The sequence below is a fragment of the Pseudomonas sp. FFPRI_1 genome, from assembly GCF_055384485.1.
The window spans coordinates 3,758,414-3,781,790 of sequence record NZ_AP029168.1 but is presented as its reverse complement, the minus strand read 5'-3'; the positions used below and the strand labels follow the sequence as shown (position 1 = coordinate 3,781,790).

The following is a 23,377-nucleotide window of genomic DNA, read 5'->3' as shown; positions in this document are numbered from 1 at the left end:
AAGTTGTCCTTTACCGTGGAATGTAAATCAGCAGACCACTTTGATCGATCTCAGTTGAAATCAACTCTTGCTGCACTTGAATATCGTTGTCGTTCATAAATGCCAGCTGCAACGCGTTACCTTTGAGGATCTGATGTGTTTGCACAGCCTGCTGGCCAAACAACGTCAACGCATCTCCTCCCTCGTAATTGCCTGGGGCAAAACGGTGCAGTGGAGCAGCTAGGAGGCTGGCGAGTTCTTTACCGAAGTCGGCGTGCTCCGACTGAAGGCGTACTGCCGCATCAACCGCCGCGACTGACTCTCCCAATTGATAGAGCGATTGCACCTTGCCCTGCGCGGCGATGATCCAGGAACGGTAATTCATCGCAAACTCGATATTCCGGGCGTAGTGCTTACGCTCGCTCATTAGCTCTTGAGTGACCCGCTTGAAGTAATATTCCGCTGTGTCAAACTGGCGCTCGGCGTGCATCAGTTTGTTCTGAGCAAAATCGGCAGACTTGTATGAACGCAGTGACGACAGCGCGCCTGTCGCACTCATCACAGGCGCCAGATGGCTGATAAATGCCTTCCTGTCCTGCCATTTCTGGCCGTCCTGAAGCTGCTCGACACCAGACTGAATACCCTCCAATTTACGTTCGATGCCCTGAAGCTTGCGATAAATCATCGCAAAGCCGATTGTGCTTACAGCTAGGTTGGCCATTTGCAACCCCATCAACACCTGGCCCTGCATCATCAGTTGCGAGAGCTGCCCGTTAAGCACTTCTGAGGGCGGTTCAGTGCTTATGGTGTCGCCCTCCTTCAGCCAGGCAACGACCTTTTTAGTGACTTTATCCCGTATGACCCCACCCACTCGCTCAAGCTCGCCAGATTCCAAACCGGCGGCCAGCCACTCAGGCACCTTAAACACCACACTCAAATCAATCATTGAAAGCTTCCTTCATACCCGCTGTAGCGTGTGCGCAAATCACGCGCTGCCTCAGCATGGCAATGTGCAGAACAGAAGGAACCGTCACGCGAAAGGCCGGACCCGCGAGGTCAATCGCAGTCCATACGCCGGTGATGGCCCAGCCAATTGGCCCCGCCAATGCTGCTATTCCCCTGCCTAATACAGCGCTGCCTGCGACTCTGGCACCCACTCCGAGTAACTGTTTGGCCACCGCTCCGGCAATTATGCTGGACAACTCGTAGGTCAGATAACTCGCTGCCTTGGCGCCCAGTAGGGTGACCAATGAAGATCCCGATAGCAGCGCGCTCAGGTCCGCCTGACCTAAGCCGGCCTCCTTGAGGATTGCTTCCATATCTTCACGCGCCTGGCCATCGGCTTTTTTCAAAGCATCGCGAAGTATCTTTTGAATCAGCTCTTCTTCCAGAGCCGTAACGGAAGTGAATTTGCTGGCCTTGAGTACACCGAATTTACTCGCGACATCTTGCACGACTTCAAGGTACTCAGGACCTTCCTTGCGAAACAGATTAACGAAGGAATTACCCCCGAACAGGCGTATCTCCTGGAGTATCTGCGCTGCATATTGGTGATGATCCGGCGCGTGCGATTTGTACAGTTCGTGACTGGAAAGACTTTCTGTACTGGCCTCCAGGATATACTTGACCAACGGCGCAAGATCCTCATTTGAGCATTGCGCCAATACATCTGCAGTCGAAACGTCCATCAATACCTTTCTCCCTTAGCTAAACAGCTACAGATGCCGCAACCTAACCCAATCACCTTGCTTAACTGCAAAATGAGCGGGATTAATTCGTGTGGAGCCATCGCCGGTCCGACGACAGCCAAAAATATGTAATAGCCACGCAAAGGCGCTACCGCCTGACTTCTACCTTGTAGAACAAATTCTCAACCATCAGCCGCCGTCGATCAGACGTCACCGCATCCTGAATCAGGCTCGCCAAGCGCACGTAGTACTTGCACTCTTTCTGCGTACCCAAATCCGATACCGGTTTAGCCGCTTGAATAAAGCTCTCATAGGTACGAGTGGTATTAGCCATCAGCTCGCCAATACCTGGCAGCGTCATTGCATCCTCCTGGCGCGCAGGCGGCCAGGCAGGTTCGAACGTGAGATTATTCTCACTGAGTTTGACGGTGAGGAACATCTCCGCCTTGCCCGTGACCTCATTCACCCAACACGGTGGAAGGTCGCCGCCGCGCCCCTTGTTTAAGCGGTTCTGCAGGAACTGAACTTGGCCCCGTAAGTCTTTATTCGCTTTCTGCAACTCAACCGGATTTACGCCGCTTTTTTCTGCCTGAACCAAGGCCACAGCATGCTTGATCGTTTGCTGGAGTTGATCATTTGTTGTCCCGAAAGCCGCCTCTAGCATGTCTTCTTGGGCCTTTAACGCCGCGACACGCTTCACCACATCGGTAGGCTGCGCGTCGCTTTCGTCATCAGGATCGACAACCAGCTTTTTCAACTGCTCAAACGACATCATGGTTTCTAGTATCAGTTGCTTGGCGTCATCACCTTTTTTCTGGCCGGCCACTTCCATCAACGCTTTTTCGATGGCTGCAAGAGCAGTCAGCTCTTGATCTTTTTGGGTCAAGAGCACTTTCAAGCGATCCAGCTCTGCATTGGCTTTCGAGGCATCTATCAGTTTGCTGATGATCTCATCAGGCTTACGCACACCTAATGCGGTCATACGTGCCTTCAACGCCTCGGCTACTGTACTGATCGCCTTTTCACGCATATCCAAATCCTGGAAGGCGGCCATTTTCTCATTCAACGCCTGATTTTTATGGGTTAACTTAAAAATCTGGTACCCCATTAACAACAACAAAATAAAGCAGACGATGATAAAGATTTCGGTAAGCGAGAGCTGAAAAACCTGATCGTTCTTTCCGCTCATTAGGCGGTTCTCGCATCAGCTGGGCGGGCAGGCTCAGCATGTTGATTGGCCGCCTCCCCAATCGATACATCGCCGATCTTAGTGATCAGAGCATCCATCTGGCTGTGAGCGGTTTCGATCGCACGATTGTGCTGCTCCATGCGTGCGGCGATCCCCTGATGCTTTTCATTACTATCAACCAGTGCCTGAATCAGCGGCGCCAAGCTGAACTCAAGACGCTCAGCCAAAACGTCTCGGTTGGTCTGAGTGACCTCACGTACACCTTTCAGGGCATCGGTGACTTCAGTGCTCAGTCGCTCTACCGTATCGGCGTTTTCGATTCGAATGCTCAGGGCCTCCAGCTTGTCTGCAATGCGTTCAACCGATTGCTGGCGAGTCTTGATTTCGTTGAGGTACTCCTCTTGTTGGTCGTCCAGCGAATCCAGATACTCTTTCTGCACACGCTCAACGCTGTCCATGACTTCTTTGCTCTGCTGTTTCATCGCATCCACCAAACGCTCCTGGCTCGTCACAATTGCGCCGACCGCGACTAGGTTTTCATCCAGAGTCTGAGTTTTGGCGTTCAGGTTGCGTATGGCCGTGGTGACTTGGCGGGTGGCAGTTTTGACATCTTCGGCGAGGGATGCAACACCTTCACTGACGCTGTCCGTTGTGCCTGCCAAGGTATCGATTGAACCACCCAACTTGCGGGTGAACAGGTCATCTGGAAAGATCATTTGCTCTACACGATCACGCGCCATCGTGCCGAAATCCAACGCGTTATCTTCCATCTGACGCAACGTGATGGCGCTCTTTTCGGCCAGTTCATTAATAGTGATCAACAATTGGTCACTGGCTAGCCGAGTGTTTTCCAGGATGAGCGAAAAGGCTTCATTGCTCTGCTGCGTAGCATTGGCAAAGTAAGCATCGGTGACGTTGATGTTGTGCTCATACAGCGCCTTGACCTGCTCCTTCACACTCTGCACAGCCTCTCGGGAAGCGATATCGACTTTATCCCGGAACACTTCGAGCTGCTGGAAGCTATTGTCAAAGGAGATAGCGAGGTTTTCGGCTGCGTGAATCGCCCGTTCTTCGACACTTCTGACCGCGTCGTTGGCGTCGATACGAAATCCGGTATGAATAACTCGCGCTAACATACCCAGCGCGGTACTGACCATTGCGGCGCCAAACCGAGTAGCCATTCCATTCAGGTTATCGCCTAGGCTCTCAATATCCAGCAAGCAGATGATGATGCTGGCGACAGTGAACAGAAAACCCAGGTAGTAAACTGAGTCGGCAAACTTTGCCAGGGTGAGTTGCTTATCCCATTTTTGTCGAACCGTATAGCCAATGGCCCAATAGCCCACCATCACCGAAAGAGGAAAAACAAACCCTAGCCACTTAGGGTCTTTTAGCAACAGGCTGGCAATCGACAGGCTGATTTTCAGTACTACGGCGATCGCAAAGTAGGTGCTGACGCGCCTGATCCATTTATTGACGTCCATTTACAGCCCCTCAACCCGAGAAAACCCTTCCACGGATACACCGTTATCTTGAAAATATTGCTCCCAGAACACTGCCAACTTGTTGCTCTGCAGCACTTTTTGATCAGCCGCCAACAAATTGATCGCCACACTGCTACCGTTCAGCCCCGGCGCTGCAGCATTTTGCCCATAAGCAGTTTTGCGAAACTCCGCATACTGCGGCAGGGAGGCCTTATACATGCTGAACTCCGACATGTTTGCCAGCATGTCCGAGTAAATCACCAGCCTGCGTTCACCTGACACATGCGCTCGCTCAAATCCATTGATGCCTACCAGCTGCAGCATCTGGAAAATTGGCGAGTTTTTACTGCGCTCCTCCAGCGAGATCTTGTGCACGATGTCATCGAACGGTTTTACGAATTTTTGGTTAAAGTCGCGATCAACAAACTTTTTGTTACTGGTCTGTTGGTTTCTATCCTTCCACTGCCCAGGATTGCAGCGCTCAAATAGCGGTTTTTCATTGCTTTTGAAGTCTTCACCGAGTAGAAACACCGAGAGCAGGTAGCCTTCGGGCAGCTCCTCAGTGACCATCGTTTTCAGCCGTTGGCCCAAGGCAACTTTCTGAGTAAACGGGAACGGCGACGTGTTGTCGATCAACACCACGTATTGCCCTTTAGGCCCCGTAGACGGGCAAAGAGTCTCCTTATCGAAGGTTTCACGGGTGAAGTTGATATAAATCATCGCGCTGGCCGCAATCAGGGCGACACCACCGAATATTACGCCGACAGCTTTACCGGAAAGCCCTTTTTTTTGGGCATAAATTGCCATCCTGACCTCCTTAAAATAGCTGCTGCAGCGGCTGTACTTGATCGTATTTCTGGTTAAAGGACGATTGGATCCGCGCTCTGATCGTCTCGAGACTGGAGATCATTTCGTGCATCAAGCGTTCTTGTTCCGCCAGTTTTAGCTCGTCCTTTTCGGTGCCAAAATTGGGCATCTCGACCTCAACAAAAGTCACCGGCTCGTCGAAATAGGCCGGCGGCGGATTATCGCGAGGTCGGGCCATTTCGTTTTCAATTCGGTATGTGCGAACCAGACTGTTCAGTGTTTCGTCGGCCAGCACCATACGCTCATCCACAACTTTCTTGATGACCGCTTTTTGGCTCATGCTTCGCTTGAAGTTTTGGATGGCTGATGAGGCACGATCAACGTTCTGGTCGATCAGCAGCAATGATTCGACCTTGCGCTGTTCAAGCACTTGTCGTAAGGCCTCAATTGCAAAAACATACCTGCGTTGCGAGTCTTCGTAAGCTAGGTAAGCCCTCGCGTACCCTGGATAACGATCTGTCCAGGTATAACCTTTATAAACAGCTATCAGCCCGAAAATAACCGTCAGGGCAAATAACGCGCAAGAGCTGATATCTTGGAATGGAAGGACCGACGTGTGGATATAGCCGAGAATCAGAGCAATCGATGATTGCGATTCATCTTCCAGTTGAGGCAGCACAAAACGGAAATACGCAGTTCCTAGACCAATAATGACCATGCTCAGCAAGGAGGCAGCGAACGCGAAATATCCTGCAAAAGCCAGAGAGGGTTTTACATGGTTTTTATAAGTACCGGCCCTGCCGAGAAAAAAGCATACAAGCACGTTGAATGCCGAAAGCATCAATGCAGTGACAAATCCGCCCACATATCCGCTGGCCATGCCCTCTGAAAACAAAAAAGCGTTTCCCGCCCCCTCAATGACAATCATCGCGATCAGCAGGCCACCATTCTTCCATTTCGCATCGCCATCAGATGCCTCTGCAAGCCGACCTTGCAACTTGTGCTGCTCGCGAAACGCCTCCAGCGAACGAGCCTTGTCCTCAGCTAGCTGCTGAAGCTCCGATAGCTCGCCGTCCATTTTTGAAATGTCTTGATCAGCGTTTCGCTCAAACTCATCACCTAATGCAATCGTGCGCTTGATATCCCGGGTCACGTCAATCGAGTCCAAGCGATTATCCAGAATTTTGAGCGACCGCTCGCCGTACTTGAGTATCTGCTCGCGCATTCTGCCGAGCACCCCTCGAATACTGTGCTCAACATCTGACAACTGGGTAGCTGTACTGGACGGCACACCTGCTGCTCCACGCAGTTTTGCCAACTCAACGACCCGTAGTTCCCGTTGGATTTTCTCAGGATCAATTTTTGGCAGTACATCGCTATCCGGCTCATCCTTCCGACTGAATAGCTGGACGATGAAAGCCAGGAGCTTTCGAAAAAAACTCATTTATAGAACCACAAAAAATCAGAAATGGAGGGGATGCAGAGATAGGAGAGCACTAGGCTTACGTCCAATAGGACGCATAGAAATACGCGAGTGTCGCGGCCATCCCTGCGCCAGCGTCGAGTAGTGGCTAAATAATGCCAAGCGCTACAGATAAGGGCAACAAATCAGTACAAAAATATTTGATTCTGGACAAATGGTCAGTGCTGTTCTGGGAATACCAGCCGCCCTGTTCTAGCGAGCCTCGCTTAACAGGCGATCCGCTGGATATTTCCGCATTAACCCCATACTGTCCGCCGCAGAAGCCTTCAGCCAATGTCCAGACTGAATCGCCCCGGATTCTCTAGACACCTTGCAAGCTCATTGCGTAACGCTTTTCAAACTCTACCGGCGACAGCTGATTGTTGAAACCATGGCGGCGTTTCGCGTTGTAGAACATCTCGATGTAATCAAATACATCACTACGAGCATCTTGCCGCGAGGTGTAGATTTTCCGCTTGATCCGTTCCCGTTTCAGAAGCTGGAAAAAGCTCTCGGCCACGGCGTTGTCATGACAGTTGCCTCGGCGACTCATGCTGGCAATCAAATTATTTGCCTTCAAAAAGCTGCGCCAATCGGAGCTGCTGTACTGGCTACCTTGGTCGGAATGAACCATCACCTCTTGCTTCGGCTTACGCCTCCAAATCGCCATCAACAACGCATCAATAGCCAGATCACTGGTCATCTGCGACTTCATTGACCAGCCAACGACCTGACGAGAAAACAGATCCAGCACCACCGCCAAATACAACCAGCCTTCATACGTACGAATGTAGGTGATGTCGGTGACCCAAACCTTGTTGGGCTCCACGACATCGAACTGGCGCTTCAGCAAATTAGGTGAGGCGACCGCTGGCTTGCCGCCATACTTTCCAGGGCGGCGTCGATACCCTGTCTGAGAGCGCAGCCCTTCAAGACGCATCAGCCTTGCCACACGATGACGACCACAATCTTCACCGACCTCGCGCAGATCGTCATGGATTTTGCGATAGCCATAAACGCCGCCGCTCTCCAACCATGCATGCTTGATCAAACCCAGCAGTCGCTGGTCGTCTTTAGCGCGTGCAGATTGCGGCTCAGACAACCAGGCGTAATAACCGCTGGGATGGATTTTCAGCGTCAGGCATAGCCGTCGAATGGAATAGTCGCCGGCTCGCTGCTTGATGAAGGCGTACTTCAACCGCACTCCTTGGCAAAGTACGCGGCGGCCTTTTTTAAGATGTCTCGCTCTTCAGTGACCCGCTTGAGTTCTGCTCGCAGACGACGCAGTTCAGCGTGCTGATCATCGTCCTGCTGCCGTTCTTCTTGAGGTTTGCTGTAGCGCTTTATCCAGGCATAGAGGCTATGCGTCGACACGCCGAGACGGGCCGCTACCTCAGCAACGGGTAGCTTCTTTTCGGTCACGTGATTGACTGCTTGGATTTTGAATTCTTCGGGATAACGTGGGTTGCTCATGGCACCTCCTGATTGGCCTCAGTTTAAGGCATGGAGGTGTCTACAAAATCCGGGGCGATTCAACTGGGACCAAGCGACCAAGGCGCTGGAGGACAAAATTAAGTACTTCAAACGCATAGGAAGCGGAACAGATCTATCGAAATCAATTCAGGAAACCTCCAAGAGTCTTCAAGGAAAACGAATCTGGAGATCAAAACGTCCCGCTCCGAAGGGGCCATCAATGTGAGTGGTTGCTAGAGTTCCAACGACAACCGGGCAGTATGTCAGCGGAGACGACGAATGAAGTACCCAGGCCACCCCACTGATGAGACTCCGCCTTCGTGGTACCACGACCGGGTGCAGTCCTACATCGAGCAGGAGTTCCAGAACGCGACTGAGGATCTCGCGAGTGCCATCGAGAGCGAACCCTACTCGACGATGGTTCGCGAGTTTTTACAGGGCTTTGAGGCGCGCCTGGTTACCGTTCCCTAGGCTGGATCAACACATTTTCAACACCTGGGCAATCTCGATCGCCAGTGCATCACATGCGAATGGGGGCAAAAATGGGGGCAAACCAAAACTTTCTTGGCCTGAAAATACCGTGCTAGAGCCAAGTCAAAATGTTCTTTGGTGATCCGGATAGTCTTTAGGCGTCGTCGGGCAGGCTGTTCGGCTAATCATTTCTGTCTTTCCACAAACCATGGAGCTCCATTGACTTCCAGTGGATTGCTACATTGGGGGCATATTTGAGGGCATGTTTTGGATGGTTTGAAAAGGATGTCCCCAACTCAAGGTCCAACACTCCCTTCGCAAAAAATCACCCGCTGCTGTTCCCTGCCGTCGTAGAGCGCTATCCGATCACCTCAGTCAATAGCTGACCCTCCTTACAAGAGCAAGCAGGGATAATCGAGTGATCAACAATGATGGTGGCTTGGAGCTATCAATGGATGTGTCCATAAGCTTGCGCTTGCTATTTACAAAGCCCGGCCGCCAACCCTCATCATCCTTGCAAGGACATCATGGTGAGTATTCCAAGCCCATCAGATAAAGGTGCGGGACCGGATAGCCTTTGAGATCGACCAGTGTCGCCTTCAACATCCACCGATTACTGGATGTGTGTTGCAATCCAAGGTAGTGGCACCATGATCTCAAAATTGTTAAAATTGCCTCCTTTTAGTAGCTCGCAGGATAGCTAGCAATGGATAGCGACGAGGCTTCACAACAGGAAAAAAAATCGAAATCTGCCTATTTCGATCTCAAGGATGCTTATCAAGAGGTATCTGGAGCGATAGGTGCCAAAGACACTGCCTTGGCTGGAGCCAAGCTTTTCGGCAAGGGGCTGTTCAATTCCGTTCTTTACGCAGGTACTTCGGCAGTAAAGAAAGTACGTGAAGCAAATGGACTGAAAGAAGCATATCAAGACTTGCCGGATGCACAGTTACAGAAACTGCGCGACACAGGCAGGCTCGAAGAGAAAATGGCAGCCAACGCCGTTTTAAAAAACCGCCAAGGAACTGATCAAGAGGTATAGATATGTCGTGTAGTCAATGCGGAGCTGGTAATCACACACTGCGGAACTGCCCTAACGTTAATCGATGCTCTGTATGCAGCAAACCCGGGCATAATGCTCAAACGTGCCCGGATGCCAGACGTTGCAGTATTTGCAGTGGGCGCAGTCATGATGCCCGTAACTGCCCAATGAAAAAATAAAGTTAAAGGAGGGATAGTTGCTTTGTGGAGGAGCTAGAAGTATCTCCTTACAAAATAACTTTCCCTCTTCTATTCAGTGACAAACTTGCGACATCTTATGCGAAACTGACGCTTTTCAGCACCATCCTTGACCGATCTCACCGAAGGGACTTTGCCGCTTTGTCCTGTTCCCAACGGGTGATGTCTTCAACTTCGTTTGTCGCATCGGATCCGAGCATCAGGGTCTGCTGGGGGAAGAGCCCCATCAAGTGTGGCACCCGCGCAAAGTCCTTTACTGTCTCGGCCCACTCGTAGCTGTACTCAAACTCTTTGGTGATCCGGATAGTCTTTAGGCGTCGTCGAGTAAGCTGCGAATCTGACTTCTTCAGGATCTTGCCCAAATGCGATATCGCAAACGCACTGGGGTATTTCGCCAAGTACGAGCGCCCCGACCTAGCCACCCAGCGCGGGCCGACGCTGGCCAAGCAGCTCAAGACCGTGTCTGCCAAAGGGTATAATTCTCCCTGTTGGGCCGACAATTTCTTCTGGCCGTTTTACGGTGATGGTTCGTCGCTGAAGGCAACGAGTCTGCGCGCGCTTGCTGAAGTTATCGAATCGATCAAGTCGCGGACATCAGCCAGCGCAGCCATGACCGAGCACTGCTGCTCGAATCCGAACGTGACCTGGAGCTGATGAAAAACCAACGCCGCGCGTTTCTGACAGACCAACTGGCCATCAGGCCGCCAAGCCCCAGTACCGTACAGAACACCATCAACAATGCGGAAAAACTCGCGCAGACGATTGCCGATGTGGCGAATGCCAACGCCATCATCAACCTGGCGAGCATGGGGCTAATGGCTTTCAACGCGGTCCTCACCGCCTAGGGCTTCCCCGCGTCCCCTGCATGGGAGAAAACCCGTGAAAAACACAGGCTCTCGGTGAGTTGTCATGGAGCATTGGCCATGGCTTCTCCCCCCTAAGGCCAAGTCAAAATGGCCTTCGGCGATTGCGAGAGTCTTTTAGGGAATGGAGCCTGAGTCTTTCAGGCCGCATCAGCTCGGCTCAGCGCCATCCAGAATCCACAGCCAGATCTACATCTGCTCTGCTCCATCGTCTTCCAGGGGATTTCAGCCACCGCGGTGCTGCTTCAGGATGCTCCAGGCTTCCTCGTTAATCCGGTAGTTCTTATCAGCCTGAAGCAGGATGACGCCCTCGGCGCACAGGCGTTTCAGCACTTCGCGCACACGGGCAGATGTCATCCCGGCCGATACCGTCCCTAGATAGGCATGCACTCCCCGGACGCCTACCGCACGCCCCTCCAACGCGGCTGCGATCAGCGCGTTGAGAACCTTGAAGCGGATAAGGCTGGTACGCAGGCCATAGACTCGAAGCAACTCGCGGATGTGCCCATTCGGGCTGCGATCACATTCGATTGCCAACCGCTGGGTCAATGTCCGCAAGGTTGAAGGCATGCCTGCTGCCGCAGAGCCCGAGCTGTTCAACACGCGAAACTCCCTTTTCGATTGGACCAGATGAGGTTGCAACTCTTGCTGTGGCAACCCCTCCCGCAGCGGTCAGAAGTCAACGGTGGCCGACAGTTGCAACGTGCGCGGATAACCTTGGGAGAATGCGCCATACGAGGCAACGCCGGACCAGTACTCACGATCAAAGACGTTTTGCACCGTGGCGCGGAACGTCGTCGGCCGGCCTTCGATCTTGGTGGCATAACGCGCGCCGGCATCGAAGCGTGTCCAGGCATCCAGCTCCTGGGTATTGGCCTGGTTAACGTATTGGCTGTCGGTGTAAATCGCGCCGCCGGTCAGGGTGAAACCTTCAAGCCAGGGTGTATCCCATTCAGCCCAGAGGTTGGCTTGTACGTCAGGCACACCGACCGGCTTGTTGCCACGGTTGGCCACGGTCGCCGAATCGGTCAACTCGCCATCAAGCAGCGTCACGCCCCCCATCAGGCGCGTGCCGGGTGCAACTTCGCCGAACATGCTCAGCTCGATGCCGCGGTTGCGTTGTTCAGCCTGCACAGAGAACAGGTTACCGGCGCCGACTTCGCCACTGGGTTTCTCGATCTGGAACAGCGCCACGGTGGTCATGAAGGTGCCGTGTTCATACTTGACCCCCAGTTCGTGCTGCTTCGATTTGTACGGGGCGAATGTCTCACCGGCGTTACTAGCCGTGCCGGGGGCAATGTCTCCTTTGCTCAACCCTTCGACATAGTTGTAGTAGAGCGAGACCTCCTCCCAAGGCTTGATCACCACGCCAACCAGCGGGGTTGTGGCGCTGTCGTTGTATTTCGAACTGACCGAACCCGCTGGGTTGTAGTTACGAGACTCGATGTCCTGCCGACGTACACCCAGGGTCAGCTGGAAGCGCTCATCGAACATCAATAGCGTGTCGGTCAATGCGACGCCCGACAGCTGCGATTCGGAAATGCGCAGCACTTTAGGCGAATTGATGTATTGCTGCGGCACCTCGACCGGATGGTAAATGTTCGAGCGAATTTCAGTGCCGTTGTTGATTCCACGGGACAACTCGTCCTGGTACCGGGTTGCCATCAAGGTGGTCATGTGGCTGACCGCACCAGTAACGAACTCACCGCGCAGACCCACATCGACGGTCGATCGATCAACGTTGAATTTGTAGTAGCCGGGAATATTGCTGGTATCACCGGCCTCGTTGAGGATTCTCGGTACCTGGTCAGACATCCGCTTGACATCCGATTTGCCGCCACCGGCATGGGCAAACAGGCTGAGCGTATCGCTCAGGTCATATTCGCCACCGAGCAATGCCGACTGCTCCTTGGTGTCCGACCAGCCCCACTTCTGCGGCAGACTGGTACGGCCATTCGGCGCGGAAGGAACCTCAACGCCTGGCGCTATGGTGAACGGCCGCGAGGCGCCCTCATAGCTCTCTTTCTGGCTGATGAAGTCCAGATTCAAGCGCAAGCGCTCACCACGATAATCGAGGGCAATGGCACCGACACCCAAATCTCGGTGCTGGTCATTGACGGCCGTATCTCCACCTTGCAGGTTACCGTTGAAGCGCACCCCGAACTGATTCTCCGAACCGAAGCGGCGGCTGATGTCCAGGTGACCTCCCACCTGGGAATCGGAGGCGTAACTGCTGGTCACCCGGGTCAAGTCCTCGTCCAGCGGGCGCTTGGGAACGATGTTGATCACTCCGCCGACACCGCTGTTCGGCGAGATGCCGTACATCAGTGCACCCGGCCCCTTCAGCACTTCGACACGCTCGGCGTATTCGGTAAATACCCGGTAGTTGGGCGCTACCCCGTACACACCGTCGTAGGCCAGCTCTCCGAGGTTGCCTTCGCCGACGGGAAAACCACGGATGAAAAACGAGTCGACGATGCCTCCCGTCTGACCGGTCGAACGCACCGACGGATCACGCTCCAGCGCATCGGCAACGGTGACTGTTTGCAGATCGGCCAGGGTCTGGGCGGTGTAGCTGGTGACACTGAAGGGGGTGTCCATCACATCCTTGTTGCCCATCATGCCCAGCCTTGCACCGCGGGCGACCTGGCCGCCGGCGAGCACCTCCGGCAGCGACGTCGGGCCGCTGTAATAGCCATTGATCGTGGTGGAGTCGAGCATCAACCCAGGGTTGCTGGAGTCGGTCGGCGTCGCCGCTGGAGTGTTTGCAGTCTTGTCGGCGGCAACCTCTTGTTGCTCGGGGCCCGCGGCCCAGGCACTGGCGCTTCCGGCGACCAACACAAAATTCAGCATGGCGGTACGAATGGCGAGTGCTAGCACCCGCTCACCACAAGGACGACTGACAACAGGCATGACGTGAGGATCCTATTCAGCATGGGTAATGGTTATTACTCCTATTGCCAGTCGACCCGCGAAAAAGTATCACCCGCGGTAAAGTTTTTTGACTTGAGCGGGTCGAGTCACGCCATGCGGCTGTTCCAGCAAGATCAGGGTCACCGGCAATGGGGGCCAAACCCATAACGAGGGGGATATGGAAATATCTTTGCGCACCGGGTGCTGTTTTCACCCAAGGTCAAGACGGGTAGTCTGCTGACCCGCGGTCTCATCGAAACGCTGTACATCTTCGTATTCGGCACGGTGTTCCTCACTCGTCAACACCAAACAAACCTGTGACTGACCAAGGAACAGGGTGTGATCAACTCTTGGTTGTGGGAGGTCCTGTGGGACGAGAGCGACCTTGTCTTCAAGGCCATGCGCCAGCGTGTCGCGCCGGCATCGCGGGAACCGCAACCTCAGACAGCTCCATGGCCGTGCCCCTTGCTGCCCAGGCGGTTGCTGCAGTGCAACCACTGTCGCCAACCCTCTCCGGCCTGCCCGCTCGCTAGCCTTTGATCGAGGTCGATTCATGTCCCATGCAGGTGTCATTCAGGGTTCGCGAGTCTGGGTCCTGATTTATCTTCTCTTTGCCATCCAGCTGGTTTCCATGGGCGCGATGGAAATGAGCGGGCCATTCTGGCCTCTCCACCTGCGAGGACTCACCACCTCGGAATCGCTTTTCAGCTTCGCCAGCATCGCCGTGTACGTCGGGCCGATGCTCGGCATCATGCTGAGCAGTGCATTCTGGGGCCGCATAGGGGACCGCTATGGCCACAAGCTGATGATGATCCGCGCGCTCGCCGGTTTGTCGCTGACCCAACTGGGGCTGGCTCTCTTCAGTGATATCTGGGCCATTCTGATCCTGCGGTTCCTGCAAGGCGCCTTCGCCGGCTACATCGCTCCGGCACAGGCGTATGGCGTCAGCATCGAGGCCCCGTCGCGGCGGGCGCGGCTGTTCGCCATTCTGCAGATTTCAACCAACGTCGGCTCGTTGCTCGGCGCAGTCGTCGGTGGCTTGATCCTCGATTACGCAACGTTCTTCTGGATCAACATCACGGCCTCGGCGCTGTGTGCGGTGTGCACGCTAATCGCGGCAGTCACCTTGCCGAATGTGCCACCGGTGAAGCGAGCGCCGGTCATCGACAAGGCCTCGCCGGCCGCTCGCTGCGCCAGTCTCTGGCAAGGTTCAGCGCTGCTGCCGCTGCTCAGTGTGATGGGCATTCTGCTGCTGGCGCGGATGCTGCCCCAGAGCGTTTTCTCACTGTATGTCAGCTCGATATTCGAGGTGAGCCACTCAGTGGCCGGCTTGTGCTACGGCTTGCTGGCGTTGGGCTTTATCCTTTCCGCCACGGCATGGTCGCGGTATTTCGAACACCGCAGCCAGCAGGACACACTGCATCGGATCAGCTACATCGTCATGGGCTGTATCGCCCTGACCGCCGTGGCGGGCATCACCCGTAATCCCCTGGTGTTTGTCATCGCCTACTTCATCTGGGGTGTATTGCTGGGTGCCACGACCCCCGTGCTGATGGCGCTGATCTCGAAAACTGCCGACAACTCGCGACAGGGCCAGGTACTGGGGATCGCCCAGGGCACTGCCCAATTCGCCTCGATCGCCGGCATTTCTGCGGGTGGCATGCTCAGCCAGGCCTATGGCTTGCAGTACACCTATCTGTTCGTGTGCCTGGCCTACCTGGTGGCACTGATTTCGTTGATGACGCTGCGCTACCGCCCTGCAGCAGGGCAGCCGAACCCTGCCTCGCCAGAGGATTGATCTGCTGGCTTCTGCTTTGAAAACCAGCGTACTGAAGTGGTCCCGCGCTGCCGATCCCTTCCAACGCTCCGGCGCCTGATGCCGGCCCTTCTCGACCTGCATGCGCTGCTCCAGCGGGCAGTCGCCGCCCTCAACAGTCGCGCCGAGGCACCAGGTATCGAGCCCCGGAAATGCGCCAACAGCGTGTCGCACATCCACCCGATGAACACTTCACGGCGCTGTCTGCCAAGCGCCTTGCAGGGATGCCGTTCGGCGCTTGCGTCCTGGTCGGGTTGTAAATTACTCTTGGGAATACTTCTCAATTGCATGAAAACCTGCAGCCATGAGCGAAACCCTTCCCGCCAATAACGACAATCATCTGCGCGTGATCGAAGCCCTGTACAGCGGCCATCATGGCTGGCTATACGCGACGCTGAGAAAAAAACTGGGTAATGCCATGGATGCTGCGGATCTGGCGCAGGATACCTTCGCCCGCATCCTCGCCTCCCAGGTCACTGTCATCGAACAACCCCGGGCGTACCTGAGCTGCGTGGCCAAGGGCATTCTGGTCAACTGGTATCAGCGCAAAGCACTGGAACGCGCCTACCTGGACGCCCTCGCCCACATTCCCCCACAGGAAGTGCCTTCACCGGAACTGCGGTTCATGGTGCTGGAAACCCTGCACGAAGTTGACGCGATGCTCGACGCCTTGCCGCCGCTGGTCAAACGTGCGTTCCTGCTTTCGCAGATCAGCGGCTTGAAATACGACGACATTGCCCAGCAATTGGGCGTATCGCTGATCACGGTCAAGCGCTACATGAAGCAGGCCTTCATGCAATGCCTGTTGCTGGCGGAGTGAATGCTCGCACGTCCCGGTGAACCGTCCCTCAAACACCAAGCCCTCGAGGAGGCAGCCGACTGGCTGATCCGCATGGGTGAAGGTGAACTCAGCGACCCGGAGCAGGCCGAGTGGGAGCGCTGGAAAGCCAGCACGCCCGAGCGCGGCCACGCCTGGGCACGAGCGAAATTGTTACAGAGCAAACTCGGCGGCCTGCCGCCATCACTGGCGATGTCGACACTGGATCGCCCCAGCAGCCCTGAGCGCCGAGCAGCGCTGGGCAAGCTGGCGATGATTCTGGCGGTCCTGCCGGTCGGTTGGGGTAGCTGGAAACTGGCAGATTCCCAGCAATGGACCGCCGACTACCGCAGCCCTGTCGGCCAACAACGGGAGCTGACATTGGCTGACGGCTCGAAAATCACGCTGAACACCGACACCGCCATTGACGTGCGGTTCGATGCCAGCCAACGGCTCATTCACCTGCGCGAAGGTGAAATCCTGGTGCAGACCGCGCCAGATGATGCACCGCTGCCCCGGCCCTTTCTGGTCAGCACCCGCCAAGGCCGGATGCAGGCGCTGGGCACGCGCTTCACGGTGCGCGAACGGCAGCCACGCACTCACCTTGCGGTGCTCGAAGGCGCGGTTAAAGTTGAACTGGCAGACAATCGAGGCGCAACACCGCTGATCATCAATGCAGGACAAGGTACCGACTTTTCTGCCCACACCTTCGGCCCGATCACCGCCACCGACCGTTACACAGGCGCCTGGACACGTGGCATGTTGATGGCCGACAAGATGCGCCTGGCCGACTTCATCGACGAACTGACGCGCTATCACCGGGGCATTGTTCGCCTCGACCCTGCGTTGGCCGACCTGCGGATTTCCGGTGCCTATCCCATCAGCGACACCCCACGCACGTTGAATATGCTGGCGCAGACCTACCCGATCCTGGTCCGCGGCCATTTGAATGGTCTCTGGATCATGCTCTCGCCCGCCTGAGCCGATAAAAAAATCGCCCCACCGGTGATACTTTTTTTGCGCTCGGCTGGCTATTGAGAAGAAGAACTCTACTGCCCTGTTCATAGGTCCATCCATTCATGCCTGCGGCACGCCATCTGCATCCGGATCGTCAGTTCAAACCCATTATTCGCAGTACGTTGCTCAGCCTGGCCCTGATGGGCAGCATTTGCCCATTGGCCTTGGCCGTCGTGCCTGCACAACTGGACGCTGTCGAGATCCGTGCCTACAACACGCCTTCGGGACCGCTCGGCGCGACCCTGTCGAGCTTCGCCGTGGACGCCGGTATCGCCCTGTCGTTCCAGCCCTCGTTGACCGAAGGCCTGACCAGCCCGGCACTGATCGGCCATTTCTCCACCCAGGAGGCGGTCAAGCGCTTGCTGCAAGGCAGTGGCCTGGAAATGGTGTTGCGCAGCGACGGTACCTACACCCTGATCCAAACCCGGGTGACGCTGGACGAGACGACGGTGATCGGTGCTGACAAGCGCGGCGATACCCTGCCACCGAGCTATGCCGGTGGACAGGTCGCCAATGGCGGGCGCCTGGGCATCCTCGGCAATACCGATGTGATGGATGCCCCCTTCAGCATCAGCACCTACACCTCGGCGCTGATCAAGGATCAACAGGCCGTCACCGTCGGTGATGTGCTGGAACGCGATTCGTCGGTGCGCTCCACGGGACAGGCCGGAGGGATTGTCGACTCGTTCTTCATCCGGGGTTTTCCCGTTGGTGAAGGCAACCTCGGTGAGCTGGCGTTCGACGGCGTATACGGCGTGGCACCCAACTACCGGGTATTTACCGACTATGCCGAGCGCATCGAACTGGTCAAAGGTCCCGGCGCCCTGCTCTACGGCATGGCGCCCAACAACGCGGTCGGCGGCGTCATCAACGTAGTACCCAAGCGTTCTCTCGACCAAGACCTGACCCGTTTTACCACCCGTTACGCGCTGGATTCTCAGCTGGGCGGCCACCTCGACGTCAGCCGACGCTTTGGTGAAGATCGCCGGTTTGGGGTGCGCATCAACGGCAGCAGCCAATTGGGCGACACGGTGATCGATGCTCAGTCCCGTCACGTTGATATCGGTGCAATATCCCTCGACTACCAGGGTGAACGCCTGCGCACCAGCCTGGACTGGCTCAATCAGCAAGAACGCTTCGACGCCGCTTCCCGGCCGTTTCTGATCGCCCCGGGGGTAGATATTCCCTCGGCAGCCAACGGTCGTATCAATGTCAGCCAGGATTGGGGCTGGTCGCGAACCCGTGACAAATCCGCCCTGCTCACCGGTGAATATGATCTCAGCGACGCCCTGGCTGTTTTCGCCCATGCCGGCGGTGGCAAGTCGGATGTTGCACGGATGTCGGACCAGACCCCGACCATTATCAATGCGGCTGGCGACACCTCTTCCATCCCCGGTTACTACAAATTTGAAGTCAAGCGCTACACCCTCGACGCCGGTGTGCGCCTGCGCTTCGATACCGGGCCCATCAGTCACCGCACGACCGTGCAGGTCAGTCGCTATCGCGATGTGCTGTCCCGCGGGATCATCTCCGGCGCACCGATCCTGTCGAACATCTATCACCCCGTGGATCGCCCCGAACCCGCGATCCCCAAGCCGGATACGCCGAAAGTGTCCGCCAGCGAACTGACCGGCGTGGCGCTGGCCAACACCCTGGCGTTACTTGACGAGCGCGTCCAGGTGACCCTTGGCGTGCGCAAACAGAACATCAAGTCCGACAACTACAACGCGGCCGGAGCCGTTTCCACGGCCTACGACGACGGCCGGACCACGCCGCTGTTCGGTGCAGTGCTCAAGCCCTGGGACCATGTTTCACTCTATTACAACTACCTTGAAGGCCTGAGCAAGGGCGACGTTGCCCCCTCCACCGCGTCGAATGCCGGGGAGATCTTTGCTCCTTACGTTTCCCGCCAGCACGAACTCGGGGTCAAGGTCGACTACGACGTATTCACCTCCACCCTGGCCCTGTTTCAAATCACCAAACCCAGTGGTGAGCTGGCGTCCGGGGTGTTTGCGGTGCAAGGCGAACAACGCAACCGCGGGCTGGAACTGAACGTGTTCGGCGAAGTGGCACCAGGCACCCGGCTACTGGGTGGCGTGACCTTGCTTGACGCGCAACTGAGCAAGACGGCCGTCGCTGGCAATCGTGGCAATAAACCGGTGGGCGTGCCGCAAGTCCAAGCCAATCTGTGGGCCGAATGGGACACCTCATGGATCGAAGGCCTGACGTTGACCGGGGGAGCGATCCATACCGGCAGCCAGTACGCCGACCTGGCCAACACCCAGAAGCTGGATGACTGGACCCGCTTTGATGTCGGTGCACGCTACTCCACTCGCATCGATCAGCGGCCGATCACTTTTCGCGCCACCGTGCAGAACGTGCTCGACCACAAGTACTGGTCGGGCGTCGCCTCCTACGGCGCATTTTCCCAGGGTTCACCGCGCACCTTATTACTCTCGGCAACTGTCGATTTCTGAAACGTTCAGCCGGCTGACGGTGTGAACCGTTGGCCGACCTGACTTTGCAAAGGCTTTGACCATGGTGATTTTCGATCGACGCAGCCTGGTTGTTGCGGCGCTGCTGGCTGGACTGCTGAGCCTGTTTTCCCTGGTGCCCCTCAGTACCCACGCATCCGAGGCGAACGCAGTACGTACCGAGGTCAGCGACCTGCTGGGACGCAAGGTCAAGGTGCACCTGCCGGTCAGGCGGGTCATTCTCGGCGAGGGCCGACAGCTGTATCTGGTCGCCGCACTGGACACACACAACCCCTTCGAACGCATCGTCGGCTGGCGCAAGGATCTGATCCAGTCTGACCCTGACACCTACAACGCCTACCTGCGCCTGTTTCCCGAGATTGCCAAGGTTCCAACCTTCGGCGGGTTTGAAGACGGGACCTTCGATATCGAACAGGCAATAGCCCAGCAACCCGATGTGATCATCCTCAATATCGAAGCACAGCATGCAACCGAAGATGCACGCTATATCGAAAAGCTTGACGCCCTGGGCATCCCAGTGGTGTATGTCGACTTTCGCAACAACCCGATGCAGAACACCGAACCGACCATGCGCCTGTTCGGCCAACTGTTTGGCAAAGAGCAACGGGCCCAGGCCTTCATCGATTTTCGCAACCAGCAGATTCATCGCGTCACAGACGTCATCGAACGCAGCCACCCGCCCCGCCCCGACGTGTTCATCGAACGCATCGGCGGCTACACCGATGATTGCTGCCTGAGTTTCGGCAACGAGAACTTTGGTCGTTTCGTCGACATGGCCGGGGGCAACAACATAGCCCGGAGCATCATTCCCAGCACGTTCGGCCAGTTGAACCCCGAGCAGGTCATAGTCGCCAACCCGGCGCACGTGGTGGTCACCAGCGCCAACTGGGAAGCCTTTGCCCCGGGAGGCCACTGGGTCGGTGTCGGCCCCGGCGCAGACATGACCCAAGCCCGGAAGAAGCTTGCCTGGTACACCCAACGCCCGGCCTATGCGGGTATCAAGGCCCAGGAGCATCAAGCCTTCCATGCCATCTGGCATCAGTTCTATAACAGCCCTTACCAGTTCGCCGCTATCCAGCAGTTGGCGAAATGGTTCCATCCAGAGTTGTTTGCCGACCTCGATCCGGACGCATCATTGCGCGAGCTGCATGAGCGTTTCCTGCCGGTGCCGTATGAGTCGGGCTACTTCGTCAGCTTGCGCAAGCCCGAGGTCAAACCATGAGCACGCTAACCCAGGCCGTGGCCCGGCAGCGCGAAACCTACCGCCGTTTGGTGCTGCGCAAGTGCCTGATCCTTGCCGGGCTGGCAATCGTGTTGATGTGCAGCGTGCTGCTCGACCTGGCGTTGGGCCCGGCCAACTACAGCGTCAAGGACGTGCTTGGCGCGCTGCTTTCGCCGAGCAGCGCGGCCCCGCAGGTGCGCGTGGTCATGTGGGACATTCGCCTGCCGGTGGCGTTGATGGCGGTGGCCGTCGGGGCGGCGTTGTCGCTGGCGGGCGCGCAGATGCAGACCATCCTCAACAACCCGCTCGCCAGTCCGTTCACCCTGGGCATTTCCGCAGCCGCCAGTTTCGGTGCCGCCCTGGGGCTGGCATTCGGCGTCGCCCTGTTCCCGCTGGCGGCACAATTCATGGTGCCGCTGAACGCCTTCATCATGGCCATGCTGTCGGCGTTGCTGATCCACTTCCTGAGCCTGCGACGTGGCGTGACCGCCGAAACCATTGTGCTGCTTGGCATTGCCCTGGTGTTCACCTTCAACGCCTTGTTGGCGCTGGTGCAGTTCTTTGCCACCGAGCAAGCGGTAGCCGCCGTGGTGTTCTGGACGATGGGCAGCCTGACCAAAGCCACCTGGCCGAAACTCGGGGTGATCTGCCTGGTCATCCTCATCACACTGCCGATCTTCGCCAAACGCGCCTGGGCCTTGACCGCCCTTCGCCTGGGCGACGACAAGGCCGCCAGCTTCGGCATCAACGTCCGCAGCCTGCGCTTTCAGACACTGATCATGGTCAGCCTGCTGGCCTCGTTTCCAGTGGCCTTTGTCGGCACCATCGGCTTCATCGGCCTGGTCGGGCCGCACATCGCCCGCATGCTGATCGGTGAAGACCAGCGGTTCTTCCTGCCGGCCGCGCTGCTAACCGGCGCATTGATTCTGTCGGCCAGTTCCGTAATTAGCAAAGCACTGATCCCCGGCGCGATTTTCCCCATTGGCGTGGTCACGTCACTGATTGGCGTGCCGTTCTTCATCTCTCTGATCCTCGGCGGGAAGAAAAACTCATGGTGAAGTTGCAACTTGAAAACCTCGGCGCCCAATACGCGCAGCGCGAGATTATTCGCGGTGTTTCGACGGCGGCTTTTTTCGGTGGCCAGGTGGTCGCCGTGGTTGGCCCCAATGCGGCCGGCAAATCGACGCTGTTCAAGCGCATGGCGGGGCTGATCGACGGCCCCGGGCAGGTGATATTGCAGGACTCGAAAAAAGGTCCTGCAGGCATCAGTTACATGCCTCAGGGTCTGAATGCCAGCGCGCGGTTAACGGTCTATGAATCGGTGTTGCTGGCACGCAAGCAACTGGCACCGGGATGGACCGTGCACGATGACGAATTGGCACTGGTCGACGAGACCCTGACGGCGCTGGGCATCAGCGAGTTGTCCTTTCGTAACCTCGGAGAGCTCAGCGGCGGTCAGCAGCAGTTGGTGTCCATCGCCCAAACCCTGGTCAGGGAGCCGGAGATACTGCTGATGGACGAACCCACCAGCGCCCTCGATATGCATCGACAGGTTCAGGTGCTGAACTTCATGCGCAGTCTGGCCCGCAAGAACCAAGTGATTGTGTTCATTGCCATCCACGACCTCAACCAGGCGCTGCGTTTTGCCGATCAGGTCCTGGTGATTGCCGACGGCACCACTCAAGGCAGCGGCCCGAGCCAGGAAGTGATTACCGAACTGATGCTGCGCAGCGTTTACAAGGTCGAGGCCCGGATTGAGCAATGCAGTCGTGGGCACCGGCATATCGTGATTGACGGGATTGTTTGATCAGTTGGTGTGATCGCCCCGCAACAGCGGCTTCTCGCAACGTAGATGCATCGGCGGGACAACAGCGATCGAACCTGACTAAGCAGCTCCTCCTGAAGGTGAAACTAGAACGTGTATGGCGATGCGATCAGGCCAACCCCAGCCAGGCGAGCTGTGACATCACTCAATGCATCGTAGGAGTTACAACAACGTGCGGCTGTAGATGAACACCACCTGTTCACGAGCTGAATATGGCCTGAATCACCTCCGGACTTCTTCTCTCACAGACTGCCTTGCACAGGGCCTGAAAGCCACTAACCGTGCTCTGCTGCTGGTCCTCGGCAAGCCCCGTTGGAAACGCTGGGCCTGTTCCAGTCGAGCAATCACCAGGTGGTGCATGGCTACGGCGATATACAGGTGCGAGCGGCCCTGCCCCATGAACAGCGTTCTACTGTGAGCGCTTTCGACACGGATCATCATGTCTTCGGACGTGTCTGGTGAGAGAGAACGGCACTACAAGGCACAGATATTTTCGGGAACGAATGCGTGAAGGACGTAGAAGCGGCGCAGGAGGCTGTAAAGTTCTGGCGAGCTTGTTTCCATGTTTGACCTGCCGCACCCAATCAATCCTTCCGGGTATCGAGAACGGAACCTCATCG

The 23,377-nt window shown here is 56.4% G+C and carries 19 protein-coding genes; 10 read left to right on the top strand and 9 right to left on the bottom strand.

What is annotated here, in order from left to right; genetic code table 11:
* Positions 1-10: 10 nt before the first annotated feature.
* From ACZ5BO_RS16890 to ACZ5BO_RS16860, 7 genes are all read right to left on the bottom strand, one after another.
* The gene (locus tag ACZ5BO_RS16890; RefSeq protein ID WP_464695801.1) at positions 11-925 is read right to left on the bottom strand and encodes a hypothetical protein; all 915 of its coding nucleotides are present in this window, start codon (positions 923-925) and stop codon (positions 11-13) included.
* Positions 918-1,667 carry a YaaW family protein gene (locus tag ACZ5BO_RS16885; RefSeq protein ID WP_464695800.1) on the bottom strand — a complete coding sequence of 250 codons (750 nt, stop codon included), beginning with the start codon at positions 1,665-1,667 and terminating at the stop codon, positions 918-920. Before ACZ5BO_RS16885 ends, ACZ5BO_RS16890 begins: the two co-directional genes overlap by 8 nt.
* Before the next feature lie 148 nt (positions 1,668-1,815).
* On the bottom strand, positions 1,816-2,856 hold the full coding sequence (locus ACZ5BO_RS16880) for a hypothetical protein (RefSeq protein WP_464695799.1): 1,041 nt from the start codon (positions 2,854-2,856) through the stop codon (positions 1,816-1,818).
* Entirely contained in the window at positions 2,856-4,340 is a 1,485-nt protein-coding gene (locus ACZ5BO_RS16875; RefSeq protein ID WP_464695798.1) for a hypothetical protein, read from the bottom strand. Before ACZ5BO_RS16875 ends, ACZ5BO_RS16880 begins: the two co-directional genes overlap by 1 nt.
* On the bottom strand, positions 4,341-5,147 hold the full coding sequence (locus ACZ5BO_RS16870) for a hypothetical protein (protein ID WP_464695797.1): 807 nt from the start codon (positions 5,145-5,147) through the stop codon (positions 4,341-4,343).
* 10 nt (positions 5,148-5,157) lie between these two features.
* Positions 5,158-6,591, bottom strand: a complete 1,434-nt coding sequence (locus tag ACZ5BO_RS16865; protein WP_464695796.1) for a hypothetical protein — start codon at positions 6,589-6,591, stop codon at positions 5,158-5,160.
* 340 nt (positions 6,592-6,931) lie between these two features.
* Positions 6,932-8,082 (bottom strand): IS3 family transposase gene (locus ACZ5BO_RS16860; protein ID WP_464695795.1). Its coding sequence is split into 2 segments (ribosomal slippage): positions 6,932-7,839 and positions 7,839-8,082, totalling 1,152 coding nucleotides; the frame shifts between segments, so codons are not numbered across the junction.
* A 1,177-nt stretch (positions 8,083-9,259) separates the two neighbouring features.
* Between ACZ5BO_RS16860 and ACZ5BO_RS16855 the strand changes: the two genes are divergently transcribed.
* The 3 genes from ACZ5BO_RS16855 to ACZ5BO_RS16845 all read left to right on the top strand — a co-directional run bounded on the left by ACZ5BO_RS16855 (position 9,260) and on the right by ACZ5BO_RS16845 (position 10,634).
* Complete coding sequence (locus ACZ5BO_RS16855) at positions 9,260-9,592, top strand: hypothetical protein (protein ID WP_464695794.1); 333 nt, start codon at positions 9,260-9,262, stop codon at positions 9,590-9,592.
* Positions 9,593-10,143: 551 nt separating this feature from the next.
* A complete protein-coding gene (locus ACZ5BO_RS16850; RefSeq protein WP_464695793.1) occupies positions 10,144-10,443 on the top strand; it encodes a hypothetical protein in 300 nt (99 codons plus the stop codon).
* The gene (locus ACZ5BO_RS16845; protein ID WP_464695792.1) at positions 10,443-10,634 is read left to right on the top strand and encodes a hypothetical protein; all 192 of its coding nucleotides are present in this window, start codon (positions 10,443-10,445) and stop codon (positions 10,632-10,634) included. The genes ACZ5BO_RS16850 and ACZ5BO_RS16845 overlap by 1 nt, the downstream gene beginning before the upstream one ends.
* Before the next feature lie 243 nt (positions 10,635-10,877).
* Here the strand turns inward: ACZ5BO_RS16845 and ACZ5BO_RS16840 are convergent, their stop codons facing one another.
* Together ACZ5BO_RS16840 and ACZ5BO_RS16835 are read right to left on the bottom strand one after the other, a co-directional pair.
* Positions 10,878-11,255, bottom strand: a complete 378-nt coding sequence (locus ACZ5BO_RS16840; RefSeq protein ID WP_464695791.1) for a fe2+ zn2+ uptake regulation protein — start codon at positions 11,253-11,255, stop codon at positions 10,878-10,880.
* A 69-nt stretch (positions 11,256-11,324) separates the two neighbouring features.
* On the bottom strand, positions 11,325-13,565 hold the full coding sequence (locus tag ACZ5BO_RS16835) for a TonB-dependent receptor (protein ID WP_464695790.1): 2,241 nt from the start codon (positions 13,563-13,565) through the stop codon (positions 11,325-11,327).
* A 553-nt stretch (positions 13,566-14,118) separates the two neighbouring features.
* On the opposite strand from ACZ5BO_RS16835, the gene ACZ5BO_RS16830 reads away from it, so the two are divergent.
* The 7 genes from ACZ5BO_RS16830 to ACZ5BO_RS16800 all read left to right on the top strand — a co-directional run bounded on the left by ACZ5BO_RS16830 (position 14,119) and on the right by ACZ5BO_RS16800 (position 22,739).
* Complete coding sequence (locus ACZ5BO_RS16830) at positions 14,119-15,363, top strand: MFS transporter (RefSeq protein ID WP_464695789.1); 1,245 nt, start codon at positions 14,119-14,121, stop codon at positions 15,361-15,363.
* A gap of 322 nt (positions 15,364-15,685) precedes the next feature.
* Positions 15,686-16,201 carry a sigma-70 family RNA polymerase sigma factor gene (locus ACZ5BO_RS16825; protein WP_464695788.1) on the top strand — a complete coding sequence of 172 codons (516 nt, stop codon included), beginning with the start codon at positions 15,686-15,688 and terminating at the stop codon, positions 16,199-16,201.
* Positions 16,202-17,179, top strand: coding sequence for a FecR domain-containing protein (locus ACZ5BO_RS16820; protein ID WP_464695787.1), 978 nt, complete (start codon positions 16,202-16,204; stop codon positions 17,177-17,179).
* Positions 17,180-17,277: 98 nt separating this feature from the next.
* Positions 17,278-19,692, top strand: coding sequence for a TonB-dependent siderophore receptor (locus tag ACZ5BO_RS16815; RefSeq protein WP_464695786.1), 2,415 nt, complete (start codon positions 17,278-17,280; stop codon positions 19,690-19,692).
* Positions 19,693-19,753: 61 nt separating this feature from the next.
* Complete coding sequence (locus ACZ5BO_RS16810) at positions 19,754-20,932, top strand: ABC transporter substrate-binding protein (protein WP_464695785.1); 1,179 nt, start codon at positions 19,754-19,756, stop codon at positions 20,930-20,932.
* Entirely contained in the window at positions 20,929-21,990 is a 1,062-nt protein-coding gene (locus ACZ5BO_RS16805) for a FecCD family ABC transporter permease (RefSeq protein ID WP_464701167.1), read from the top strand. Before ACZ5BO_RS16810 ends, ACZ5BO_RS16805 begins: the two co-directional genes overlap by 4 nt.
* The gene (locus ACZ5BO_RS16800; RefSeq protein WP_025129113.1) at positions 21,984-22,739 is read left to right on the top strand and encodes an ABC transporter ATP-binding protein; all 756 of its coding nucleotides are present in this window, start codon (positions 21,984-21,986) and stop codon (positions 22,737-22,739) included. The genes ACZ5BO_RS16805 and ACZ5BO_RS16800 overlap by 7 nt, the downstream gene beginning before the upstream one ends.
* Positions 22,740-23,377 lie beyond the last annotated feature (638 nt).

What these genes read in the sequence shown, in the direction of transcription:
- ACZ5BO_RS16805 (WP_464701167.1), top strand. Translation starts at nt 20,929, where the DNA reads ATGAGCACGCTAACCCAGGCCGTGGCCCGGCAGCGCGAAACCTACCGC.
- ACZ5BO_RS16830 (WP_464695789.1), top strand. Translation starts at nt 14,119, where the DNA reads ATGTCCCATGCAGGTGTCATTCAGGGTTCGCGAGTCTGGGTCCTGATT.
- ACZ5BO_RS16835 (WP_464695790.1), bottom strand. Translation starts at nt 13,565, where the DNA reads ATGCCTGTTGTCAGTCGTCCTTGTGGTGAGCGGGTGCTAGCACTCGCC.
- ACZ5BO_RS16890 (WP_464695801.1), bottom strand. Translation starts at nt 925, where the DNA reads ATGATTGATTTGAGTGTGGTGTTTAAGGTGCCTGAGTGGCTGGCCGCC.
- ACZ5BO_RS16865 (WP_464695796.1), bottom strand. Translation starts at nt 6,591, where the DNA reads ATGAGTTTTTTTCGAAAGCTCCTGGCTTTCATCGTCCAGCTATTCAGT.
- ACZ5BO_RS16870 (WP_464695797.1), bottom strand. Translation starts at nt 5,147, where the DNA reads ATGGCAATTTATGCCCAAAAAAAAGGGCTTTCCGGTAAAGCTGTCGGC.
- ACZ5BO_RS16820 (WP_464695787.1), top strand. Translation starts at nt 16,202, where the DNA reads ATGCTCGCACGTCCCGGTGAACCGTCCCTCAAACACCAAGCCCTCGAG.
- ACZ5BO_RS16855 (WP_464695794.1), top strand. Translation starts at nt 9,260, where the DNA reads ATGGATAGCGACGAGGCTTCACAACAGGAAAAAAAATCGAAATCTGCC.
- ACZ5BO_RS16810 (WP_464695785.1), top strand. Translation starts at nt 19,754, where the DNA reads ATGGTGATTTTCGATCGACGCAGCCTGGTTGTTGCGGCGCTGCTGGCT.
- ACZ5BO_RS16845 (WP_464695792.1), top strand. Translation starts at nt 10,443, where the DNA reads ATGAAAAACCAACGCCGCGCGTTTCTGACAGACCAACTGGCCATCAGG.
- ACZ5BO_RS16880 (WP_464695799.1), bottom strand. Translation starts at nt 2,856, where the DNA reads ATGAGCGGAAAGAACGATCAGGTTTTTCAGCTCTCGCTTACCGAAATC.
- ACZ5BO_RS16800 (WP_025129113.1), top strand. Translation starts at nt 21,984, where the DNA reads ATGGTGAAGTTGCAACTTGAAAACCTCGGCGCCCAATACGCGCAGCGC.
- ACZ5BO_RS16815 (WP_464695786.1), top strand. Translation starts at nt 17,278, where the DNA reads ATGCCTGCGGCACGCCATCTGCATCCGGATCGTCAGTTCAAACCCATT.
- ACZ5BO_RS16885 (WP_464695800.1), bottom strand. Translation starts at nt 1,667, where the DNA reads ATGGACGTTTCGACTGCAGATGTATTGGCGCAATGCTCAAATGAGGAT.
- ACZ5BO_RS16875 (WP_464695798.1), bottom strand. Translation starts at nt 4,340, where the DNA reads ATGGACGTCAATAAATGGATCAGGCGCGTCAGCACCTACTTTGCGATC.
- ACZ5BO_RS16825 (WP_464695788.1), top strand. Translation starts at nt 15,686, where the DNA reads ATGAGCGAAACCCTTCCCGCCAATAACGACAATCATCTGCGCGTGATC.